Origin of the sequence: Pseudanabaena sp. 'Roaring Creek', from assembly GCF_001402795.1 — a bacterium.
Classification (GTDB): Bacteria; Cyanobacteriota; Cyanobacteriia; order Pseudanabaenales; family Pseudanabaenaceae; genus Pseudanabaena.
On sequence record NZ_LIRE01000052.1, the window covers coordinates 1 to 8379 of the forward strand.

The window sequence follows — 8379 nt, forward strand, 5'->3', positions numbered from 1 at the left end:
GCCAAATGTACTAGGACATAAACCCCAAGAATTTACTGTCGGTGCGAAGCACCGACAGTAAATTCTTGGGGTTTGATTTGTCCTATATCAAGTGACGGCAGCTATAACAAATTTTTTGTGGTTCGATTGATGGGGAATTGCTGTAGGAATTTTTGTTGGATGGAAAGCAACCTAACCAAATTTAAGAATTTGCCATCCTTAGAGCTTCTATCTCCTTCAGCGATAAACCAGTAGCTTGGGAAATCATGAGATCGTCGCATAAATTCAACATATTTCGCGCAATCTCCATTGATTTTTGCTGCAAGCCCTGCTGCAAGCCCTGTTGCAAACCCTGCTGCAAACCCTGCTGCAAGCCCTGTTGCAAGCCCTGCTGCAAGCCCTGCTGCAAGCCCTGCTGCAAGCCCTGTTGCAAGCCCTGTTGTATAGCTTTAGTCACAGCACCTCGCTGATCTTGGATAAAAATTTCACTTTTTTCTTGATCCTCCAATTCCTCAAGGGTAAGATTTGCTTGATTAGCGATGTAAAAGGCTTTTTTGATTTCAGGAACTGCGCCTATGACCTCAGGAACTTCAGACAGCGATCTAGCTTGATTGAGAAAAAATAGCCACTTATCAATAATATTTTCTAATTCTGATAACTGCTTCTTAAACTTTGGTAATTCTACAAAGATTAGTTCGATGTCATAAATCGGGTAATCGATGAGAAAGTCTTTTTCCTTGAGGATAAATCTTGAGATGACGTTGCCCAGTTCCGAGAACATCATAAAATCAGTTATTGTCAAGGCAATAACTGGATTGAGCAAGTTATAGCTTTGTCCAGAGTTTAGCTGAGTAGAATAGGACTTGGCAGCGTTGTATAAAATTCGCTTTTCAAAGCCCTCTACATTTAAAACTTGCATTTCGATAATTACGGTGCGATCGCTATTATCGACATCCTTAATTTTGGCTTTGATATCGAGATAAGTATCCTTCACTCCTCGAATTTTTGGGGCAAGATAGGGATTGAGGATTTCTAAATCTTGAATTACTGGCTGTGCTTCGTAAATCAGGGCGTTGAGAAAACTCATCAAAATATCTTTGCTATCTTCGGAGCCAAAGATTTTTTTGAAGGCAAAATCAATTTTAGGATTGATGAAGATCATAGCTAGTTAGCATTGCATGACAAGAAGAGCCTTTAGCTTATAGTATAGCGGTTTTCGTTTTGTCTTAGGTAAAATGAAAACCCAAAAGCCTTACTGTGATTGATATAGCGGTTTTTAAATTGGTATGCACTCATTTGAAAACCTCTATGTCAAATTGACGTGAATGCAATTGAGCGTAACGCCCTGCCTTTTGCAGCAGTTCGTCATGGGTTCCCGATTCGATGATGTGACCTTGTTCTAAAACGATAATGCGATCGCTATTTCTAATTGTTGCCAAACGGTGCGCGATGATGAAAGTCGTTCTGCCTTGCATTAGCCGCTGTAAGGCTTCTTGGACGAGACTCTCTGACTCCGCATCAAGGGCTGATGTTGCTTCATCGAGAATGAGGATTTTGGGATTATGGAGAACGGCGCGAGCGATAGAAATGCGTTGGCGTTGACCGCCAGATAAATTTACGCCACGTTCGCCGACCCATGTGTCGTAACCTTGGGGAAGTTCCATAATGAAATTATGGGCATTGGCGATTCTGGCAGCATTTTCTACGGCTTGGGTATCGTAATCCTTCTGTCCAAAAGCAATATTAGAAGCAACGGTTCCTGAGAAGAGGATATTTTCTTGGGGAACTAAGGCTAGCTGTTGGCGCAAGCTCTTAATTTGGATATCGCGCAGGTCGTAGCCATCGATCAAAATCTTTCCCGAACTCACATCATGGAATCGCATTAAGAGATTCATCATCGTGGACTTACCCGCGCCTGAAGCCCCGACGAGGGCGATCGCTTCCCCCCGATTGGCGACTAAATTGATATCGGTAAGAACGGGGCGATCGCTCTGGTAATGGAACCCCACCTGTACATATTCAACCTTGCCCGTAATTTCAGGAAGAGCAATTGCATTGGGCTTTTCGGTGACGACGGGGTGAATTTTAAAAATCTCGAAAATGCGATCGACGGAGGCTTCCGCTTGTTTGATTTCGTTGTAACTATTGGTGGTATTGGAAATTGGGTCGATCAGGAGCGCGACCCCCGCACCAAAGGCAACAAACTGTTCTGGCTTCAGCCAATTATTAGAAATTAACCAACCTCCTAATAAAAACAGGAAGCAAATTCCTACGGCTTCTAAAAAGCCAACGACGGGGTATTGAATTGCTCTAACGCGATCGGCGGCATATTTGCGACGACTATTTTGCTCGGATTCCTGTTTAAACCTGTCAATTTCGTAGGACTCGGTAGCAAAGGCGCGGACGAGGCGAATTCCACTAAAGATTTCCGACAATAGGGCGGCGAGGTTAGAAACTTGATCTTGGCTGCGGCGACTGAGGCTCAACATACGATCGCCAAACCATGCGATTAAGATGGCAATTAAAGGAGCAACGGCAAGGGTCGTGAGGGTTAAAATCCAATTCAAATAGATCATATACGCCAGTACAAAAATCAATTGCAGGACTGACGGGATGAACTGATGAAAAAACTTGCTAATAACTTCGCCAATGCGATCGACATCTTCAGTTAAGCGATAGGATAAATCACCCGTGCGTGATTCCGCAAAATAATCTAGATCGAGGGTTTGCAAGTGGGCATATACATCCACGCGCAAATCCCTCGCGGCATTGAGGGCGGCTTGCGCCATCATCGCATCCTGACCGTACTGCCCCAATCCCCTAAATACAAACATAATTACCGTGAAAATAGCGATCTGGATAATCGCATTAACATCTCCTTTCCCTAGTGCTTGGGCGACACGTCCGAGCAACTCGGCAAGGAGGGGCATCGTGCCGATAAAGACTAGGGTGCATAAAAATGCTTTAGCAATCAGAAAACGCTGTGGGTAGACGTAATCCCTCATCTGCCAATAAGAAGACGGCTTTGGAGATTTTCCTGAAGATCGTTGTTTCAAACTCGTAGCTCAAATATTTGCAATTCACCAAGGATAAGTTTCGCACTTTATCGTGTTTTAAGTACCTCAGCATTATTAAAATCCCAGTCTAAAAACTGCGGTGCAGCTTTTGCGGATAAAAAATATTCTACTCAGTTATCTAGCTTCGACTCCGCTCATCTAACTTAGGTTGAGCGGAGTCGAAGCCACAGGTACTTTAATTAATAGCAAGTTCCTAAGCATAATTAAGCGTTAAACCCTAAAGAGCTTAACGCTTAATTATTGGGCAGTATGCTCTTTAGGGTTTGGTTTTTAATTATGTTCTAAACCACCTAAATACAAATAACTAAGTCATCCTATTCAGAATCGGTAAAATCTTATTTCTCTCTCCCAAAGTTCAGGGGAATCAGGGATATAGCTCCTTCTCTTAACACTATTTACCCAAAGAATGGGCAATGTTGTAATATGTTGAAAGGATAAAAGAAGGAATAAATAGAAATCTTGGAATGACTTATCAAATATCGCCGCCTGCTATAAATATTTTGATAGTCGATGATTCTGAAAGCGATCGTGCTACTTATCTGCGCTATCTACAATTAGACCCAGAGCTTCTTTGTAATTGTATCGAAGCAGAAAGCCTAGAGGAAGGACTCAATTTGTGGCGATCGCAAAAGCCAGATATTATGCTCATTGATATCAGGCTCCCTGATGGGGATGGCTTGGAGTTTCTCGAAATCATCCATCAAGAGGAGACAGGTGAAAAAACTCCTGCGATCATTTTGACAGGGCAGGGGGATGAAAAACTGGCTGTAAGAGCTATGAAGTTGGGGGCATCTGACTATTTGATCAAGGGGGAATTAACTGCCAAATCTCTCGTCATAGTGATTAAACAAGTATTGAGGCAAACTGTCCTGAGTCGTCGGTTGCAGCGATCGCAAAAACAGCAGATATTGGTTTCGGAAATTGCTCTGCGGGTTCGCGAATTCCTAAATTTAGATGATATCTCCAATACTATTGTTCGAGAAGTGCGTCAATTTTTAGGAGCAGATCGGGTAGTTGTCTATAAATTTCAACCCGATATGGGCGGGGTCGTAGTTGCGGAAGATGTGGTTACCCCTTGGCGATCGAGCTTGGAGGTGAGAATTGACGATACTTGCTTTCAGGAAAATCTCGGTGGTGACTATTGCAAGGGAAAGATTTTCGCGGCTAGTGATATTTATGCGGCAAATTTAACCGATTGCCATATCCAATTGCTGGAAAGATTTCAAGTAAGGGCAAATTTGGTAGTACCAATTCTGTTATCGAAACTAAAAGAACGAACTTTATGGGGATTGTTAGTGGTGCACCAATGTGGGGCTCCAAGGATTTGGGAAGAGTCCGATATTCAATTAGTACAACAGTTGTCCATCCATCTAGAGATTGCCATTCAACAGGCGATCTCCTATCAACAAGTCCAAAATGAGTTAGCAGAACGCAAACGATTTGAAGATCTACTCTTAAGACAGCAAGTCGAGCTAGAGGAGCGCAATAAATTACTAGAGGTCACCAGTGAGGAGTTGCAATGTACGATTGAGGAGTTGCGGGTTACGACGGAGGACTTGATCTCCCAGCACCGCCAGCGAGAGTATGCCCAGATCCGTTATCAGAATTTATTTGACGTTGCGCCCGATGGCTACCTTGTGACCGATAAGTCGGGACAGATACTCGAAGCAAATCAAGTTGTTTTAGAGCTGTTGGAAATTCATTACAGTGATATTTTAGGCAGCTTTTTAGATGATTTTATTATCCAAAGAGAATTTTTCTATAGTCAACTCAGTTATTTAGTATCCCGAGACTATGAGAAAACGACTTGGGAAATCACGATGAAATCCTTTCAGTCTAATCTTTTCCCTGCGGAAATTACGGCTACTAAAAATATTAATCCTGCGGATAAAGAGCTTCAGCTCTGCTGGATTATTCGGGATATTAGCGATCGCAAACTAGCGGAGCAAGTGCTGCAACAACTCAACCAATCCCTAGAGATCAAGGTTCAAGAGAGAACGCAAGAGCTATCACAGGTTAACAAATTACAACGCGCTATTCTCGATGGGACTGACTATGCCATTATTTCCACGGACTTGAACGGCATTATCCAGACTTTTAATGCTGGTGCTGAGAAAATGTTTGGTTACCGTATGGAAGAAGTAGTTGGTCGGGCTACACCTGAAATATTTCACGACCGCGAAGAAATACTTGCGAAAGCGACTAGGGCTACCGCTGTCTTAGGGCAAGATATGGGTACGGGCTTTACGGCGTTAATATCGATGGCGATGCAGGGCTTGATTGACGAAGAATGGATCGATATTCGGAAAGATGGTTCCCGCTTTCCTGTTTCCATGGCAATGACCGTGCTCAAGGATGATAGCGATCAACCGATCGGTACTTTGAGCATCAGACAAGATATTAGCGATCGCAAACAAGCCGAGTTGCGTTTGAAGCATCAGGCTTTGCAAAAACAAGTCCTCCTCCATATTATCCAAGCAATTCGCCAACCCCTAAATGTCCTTAATATTCTCAATATTGCCGTACAGGAGTTGAGGCTAGCCCTCGATCTCGATCGGGCTGCCATTTATCGTTTCCAATCCGATTGGAATGGCGAATTCATCGTCGAATCTGTTGCTGATGGCTGGGTAAAACTGGTCGACGATAACTTGCATAAGGTTTGGGAAGATACTTACCTCCAAGAGACCCAAGGCGGTCGATTTGCCAATTATGAAAACATGATCGTCACGGATATTTATGAAGAGGGTTTACAGCCCTGTCATATCGAGCTGCTGGAGCAGTTTCAAGCCAGAGCTTACGCGATCGCGCCCATCTTTGTCAGTGGTAATCTCTGGGGGCTGTTGGGCATGTACCAAAACGATCGCCCCTATGTATGGCAAGAATGGGAAATCGACTTGTTGGAACAAATTGCCGATCAAGTGGCGATCGCCATTCAACAGTCTCATCTATACGAACAGATTCAGACCGAACTATTGATTCGCAAGCAAACCGAGGCACAAATCCGCAAAGCCAATGAAGAACTTCTGCGCGCCACCAAAATGAAGGACGAGTTTCTTGCCAATATGAGCCACGAACTCCGCACGCCGCTAAATTCTATTTTGGGACTATCCGAAGCTTTGGGAGAGCAGGTCTTTGGTTTAATGAACGAAAAGCAAGTCAAGGCGATCAATACGGTCGCATCAAGTGGCGAACATCTCCTTTCCCTCATTAATGACATTCTCGATCTATCAAAAATCTCATCGGGGATGATGGAAATCCATATCGAACCAGTGTCAGTTCGCAATCTCTGTGAGTCCAGTCTTGTCTTTATCAGACAGCAGGCACACTATAAGGGAGTTCGCGTTTTTAGTGAAATTCCTGAAAATATCCATAATATCAATGTCGAGCAGCGACGGATCAAACAGGTACTAATCAATCTGCTCACCAATGCAGTTAAATTTACTCCCAATGAAGGCAAGGTTAGTTTGCTCGTTGCCTTTGGGCAGGACGAGCGATGGCAGGGATCGGCGACAATTCCCCAGAGTGTCAGAGAAATGAATGCGCCGATGATTCTCTTCCAAATTGTGGATACGGGAATTGGCATCTCTCCCCACGATCTGACTCGCATCTTTCAACCCTTTGTGCAGATCAGCAGTAGCCTCAATCGCCGCTATGAAGGTACTGGGTTAGGGCTTGCACTAGTTAAACAGATTACCGAGATGCATGGCGGTCGGGTCTTTGTGGAGAGCGAAGTTGGCAAGGGCAGTTGTTTTACCGTGGCGCTACCCTATGAGATTTATCAGTCCGATGCTTTGGACGCGACCGCATCCTTGACAAATGCGTCGTTTCCACAATATCCCAATCGTGAAAATGCGATCGCGCCGCTAGTGTTACTGGCGGAGGATAATGAAGCTAATATCCAAACCTTTAGTTCTTACCTATTGGCGCTCAAATACCGCCTTGCGATCGCTAAAAATGGCAAAGAAGCCGTCGCCATGACTCAAGAACATTGCCCAGACATTATCATCATGGATATTCAAATGCCAGAAATGGATGGTCTAGAGGCAATTCGATTGATTCGTAACGATCCCAAATTTGCGGCAACGCCAATCATTGCGCTCACAGCCCTAGCAATGGAAGTCGATCGCGAAAGATGTCTGAAGGCAGGAGCGAACGAATATCTGTCTAAACCGATCAAGCTAAAAAAACTGCATACCACCATTCAGCAAATTTTTCAGCAAACTTAATGCCCAAAGGATGAAGGTTGGTGCTTCGCACCAACCTTCATCCTTTGGGTTTGAGGCTATTCGCGATCGTCTTCAATGCGACTTGCTCCTTTTTCATAGAGTTTGCAAATACCACGACGGCTATTTTTAATGAACCTACAGAACATTTGAATATCGGGATTATCGATAAATTCGGGTGCGGTTTCTAAAAATTCGATCGCTTGGGAACGATTGCGATTGGACTTATAAATAACTTCATAGGCTGAGAGAATGGCGCGGCGACGTTCGTGGTTAAATCCATTGCGGCGCAAGCCCAAGCGATTTAGCCCAAAGACCATATTTGTATCAACCGCCATGCAGTAGGGCGGGACATCCATGCCCAGACGAGTTTGTCCCCGAATCATAGCGTAGGAGCCAATGCGCGTAAATTGATGTACTACCGAATCGCCTCCCATAAAGGCATGGTCGTGGACTTCCACATAGCCCGCGAGTAAAACATTGTTGACGATGATGACGCGATTACCGATCTCGCAGTTATGGGCAATATGTACGCCTGTAAATAACAAATTATCGCTACCGATTTTGGTTGCCGAGCCTTCTTTTGTGCCGCGATTTACCGTTACATATTCCCGCAATATATTGCGATCGCCGATTTCTACAAAACTAATCGCACCTTTGTAGGAAGTATCCTGTGGCTCCGATCCCACGATTGCCCCATAGCCAATTTGGTTGTCATTGCCAATTTTCGTATGTCCCGTCACAATTGCTCTAGCGCGGATCTCACAGCGATCGCCGATCTCCACAAACTCGTCAATAATAGCATCAGCCCCGATCGATGTCCCCTCGCCAATCTTGGCATGGGGATGAACGATCGCCCTTGGGTGAATTGTAATATTGCTATCTGGTTTAGGATCTGGCTCAATATCTGGCTTGTTATCTGGCTTGTTATCTGGCTTGGTATTTGGCATGGAAATAGGAATCTATAACTTCGGGCAATAGAGAACAAGCAACAGTTTATCGCAATCACTCACCAACTGCATAATCCCAATTCCCAAAATGGCAACGCCATTTTGGGAATCTCAAAGCCAGAGGGCATACCGCCCGCGTAGCGGGCGGTA

The 8379-nt window shown here is 44.4% G+C and carries 4 protein-coding genes; 1 reads left to right on the plus strand and 3 read right to left on the minus strand.

The window, feature by feature from the left end; translation table 11 throughout:
• Positions 1–181 precede the first annotated feature (181 nt).
• Both AC805_RS01715 and AC805_RS01720 read right to left on the minus strand, forming a co-directional pair.
• Entirely contained in the window at positions 182–1141 is a 960-nt protein-coding gene (locus AC805_RS01715; protein ID WP_055073817.1) for an Rpn family recombination-promoting nuclease/putative transposase, read from the minus strand.
• A 130-nt stretch (positions 1142–1271) separates the two neighbouring features.
• Positions 1272–2984 carry an ABC transporter ATP-binding protein gene (locus AC805_RS01720; protein WP_055073818.1) on the minus strand — a complete coding sequence of 571 codons (1713 nt, stop codon included), beginning with the start codon at positions 2982–2984 and terminating at the stop codon, positions 1272–1274.
• Between the two features lie 536 nt (positions 2985–3520).
• On the opposite strand from AC805_RS01720, the gene AC805_RS01725 reads away from it, so the two are divergent.
• On the plus strand, positions 3521–7282 hold the full coding sequence (locus AC805_RS01725) for a response regulator (RefSeq protein ID WP_055073819.1): 3762 nt from the start codon (positions 3521–3523) through the stop codon (positions 7280–7282).
• A 56-nt stretch (positions 7283–7338) separates the two neighbouring features.
• On the opposite strand, the gene lpxA is transcribed toward AC805_RS01725, so the two are convergent.
• On the minus strand, positions 7339–8229 hold the full coding sequence (lpxA, locus tag AC805_RS01730; protein WP_055073820.1) for an acyl-ACP--UDP-N-acetylglucosamine O-acyltransferase: 891 nt from the start codon (positions 8227–8229) through the stop codon (positions 7339–7341).
• Positions 8230–8379 lie beyond the last annotated feature (150 nt).

What these genes read in the sequence shown, in the direction of transcription:
- AC805_RS01715 (WP_055073817.1), bottom strand. Translation starts at nt 1,141, where the DNA reads ATGATCTTCATCAATCCTAAAATTGATTTTGCCTTCAAAAAAATCTTT.
- AC805_RS01720 (WP_055073818.1), bottom strand. Translation starts at nt 2,984, where the DNA reads ATGAGGGATTACGTCTACCCACAGCGTTTTCTGATTGCTAAAGCATTT.
- AC805_RS01725 (WP_055073819.1), top strand. Translation starts at nt 3,521, where the DNA reads ATGACTTATCAAATATCGCCGCCTGCTATAAATATTTTGATAGTCGAT.
- lpxA (WP_055073820.1), bottom strand. Translation starts at nt 8,229, where the DNA reads ATGCCAAATACCAAGCCAGATAACAAGCCAGATAACAAGCCAGATATT.